The sequence below is a fragment of the Zoogloea sp. genome (assembly GCF_041904905.1).
Taxonomy (GTDB): domain Bacteria; phylum Pseudomonadota; class Gammaproteobacteria; order Burkholderiales; family Rhodocyclaceae; genus Zoogloea.
This window is the reverse complement of sequence record NZ_JAYRMI010000140.1, coordinates 1-1,777: the sequence shown is the minus strand read 5'-3', so window position 1 is coordinate 1,777 and position 1,777 is coordinate 1. Positions and strand designations below refer to the sequence as shown.

At 71.2% G+C, this 1,777-nt stretch carries 3 protein-coding genes; 1 reads left to right on the top strand and 2 read right to left on the bottom strand.

The window, feature by feature from the left end:
* Positions 1-829, top strand: an 829-nt coding sequence (locus tag ACE3N6_RS19250) for a sensor histidine kinase (RefSeq protein ID WP_374247432.1), incomplete at its 5' end; no start/stop codon positions are given.
* Positions 830-838: 9 nt separating this feature from the next.
* On the opposite strand, the gene ACE3N6_RS19245 is transcribed toward ACE3N6_RS19250, so the two are convergent.
* Both ACE3N6_RS19245 and ACE3N6_RS19240 read right to left on the bottom strand, forming a co-directional pair.
* Complete coding sequence (locus tag ACE3N6_RS19245) at positions 839-1,162, bottom strand: DUF2149 domain-containing protein (RefSeq protein WP_374247431.1); 324 nt, start codon at positions 1,160-1,162, stop codon at positions 839-841.
* Positions 1,159-1,680, bottom strand: a complete 522-nt coding sequence (locus ACE3N6_RS19240) for a MotA/TolQ/ExbB proton channel family protein (RefSeq protein WP_374247430.1) — start codon at positions 1,678-1,680, stop codon at positions 1,159-1,161. Before ACE3N6_RS19240 ends, ACE3N6_RS19245 begins: the two co-directional genes overlap by 4 nt.
* Between the last annotated feature and the right edge of the window lie 97 nt (positions 1,681-1,777).

The following is a 1,777-nucleotide window of genomic DNA, read 5'->3' as shown; positions in this document are numbered from 1 at the left end:
CTCCACGGACTTCTCCTCGCGCAAGGCCATCGAGGCGGTGCTGCGCCGCCTCCGTGACCACCTCTCCGAGATGGTCGCCGCCCAGACCGCCGACCTGGTGCGCGCCAAGGAAACCGCCGAACGGGCCAACCAGCTCAAAAGCGAGTTCCTGGCCAACATGTCCCACGAGTTCCGCACCCCGCTGCACGGCATCATGTCCTACGCCCGGCTGGGCCAGACGCGCGCCGGTCAGGTGCCCAACGACAAGATCCTCAACTACTTCGAGCGCATCCACCAGAGCGGCGCCCGGCTGGCCGATCTGGTGAACGACCTGCTCGATCTGGCCAAGCTGGAGGCCCGGCGGATCAACTTCGCGCTCCACCCCGGCGACGTGGCGGTAGTGGTCGACCGGGTGCATGCCGACCTGGCCGCGCTGTTCAAACAGCACGCCCTCAGCCTCGCCGTCGAACGCCACACCGGCAGCACCGTGGCCCGCATCGACCCCCAGCAGTTCCACCACGCGGTGCAGAACCTGCTGTCCAACGCCATCAAGTTCTCCCCGCCCGGTGGCACCGTCACCGTCACCTACCGGGACAGCATGATCGGCAAGCGGGAAGCCGTCTCCCTCAGCGTGCGCGACCGCGGGCTCGGCATTCCGCCCGGCGAGGAGCAGCAAATCTTCGAGAAGTTCTTCCAGAGCAGCGCCACCAAGACCGGCGCCGGCGGCACCGGGCTGGGGCTGGCGATCACCAGCGAGATCGTGCGCGGCCACGAGGGCACCATCAGCGCCCGCAACCACCCGGAAGGCGGCGCAGTGTTCGAAATCCGCATCCCGCGCAGCGCAGACTAGCCCCCGCCGCTACTCCGGCACGTACACCAGCCCGCCGTCGGGCATGCGGTAGGCGCTGCCCGCCCGCACCCCGCCCGCCGCCGACTGGCTGACGCCCTCGCCGCGGAAGTGCTCGATCTTCCGCCCCTCCTTCACCACCACCTCCATCGCCGGAGTGCCCGGGTTGCGCACCACCGTCACCCGCTCGTCGGCGAAGGGGTTGAGCGGGTTCTTCGCCACCGCCAGCAGCAGCGCCGCGATGAGCACCAGGAACACGTCGATCAGGTTCACCACCGACAGCAGCGGGTCGTCCCCGTCGCCGTCTTCGGCCAGCCGCCGGCGCAGGCCGCTCATCGCACCACCCCGCCGGCCGGCAGCGTGCCGGCGTGGGCCGCCGGGCAGCCCTTCTCGATGGCCAGCAGGTCGTCCGCGTACCAGCGCCGCCGCACGTGGCCGATCCAGTAGGTGAGGGCCGCCGCGATCAAGGCCAGGATCACCGCCGAGAAGGCCACCGTCAGGCTGCGCGACACGTCGCCCAGGTCGCCCTCCCCCAGCGCCTTGAGGGCCGGCCCCAAGGGGATCATGGTGGCCACCAGCCCCAGCATGGGAGCCACCCGGGTGGCGATGCGCACCGCCTCCAGGCGGGCCACGGCGATGGACTCCAGCTCCGCCGGCAGCAGGCGCGGATCGGCCCGGTGGGCCAGCGCCAGCTCGAAGCCGGCCGCCACCCCGGCGCGACGCTGGACGGTCTGCCACAGGAAAGCCCCGAGGGCGTAGAAGGCGTACAGGAAGAGCAGCCCGATGGCCATCAGCACCGGGATCAGGAAGAGCTGGCTGGCCTCGTAGAGCAGGCCGTCGAGGGTTGAGGTCATGGTTCAGGCTCCGGAGAGAACGGGGGAAGGGGCGATGCGCCGGCCCCGCAGGGCCTGGCTCAGGGCGCCGGCGCCTGCCGCGGCGAGGAGCACCGCG

Bases quoted from the DNA above. Each gene is read 5' to 3' on its own strand.
- ACE3N6_RS19240 (WP_374247430.1), bottom strand. From the start codon at position 1,680: ATGACCTCAACCCTCGACGGCCTGCTCTACGAGGCCAGCCAGCTCTTC.
- ACE3N6_RS19245 (WP_374247431.1), bottom strand. From the start codon at position 1,162: ATGAGCGGCCTGCGCCGGCGGCTGGCCGAAGACGGCGACGGGGACGAC.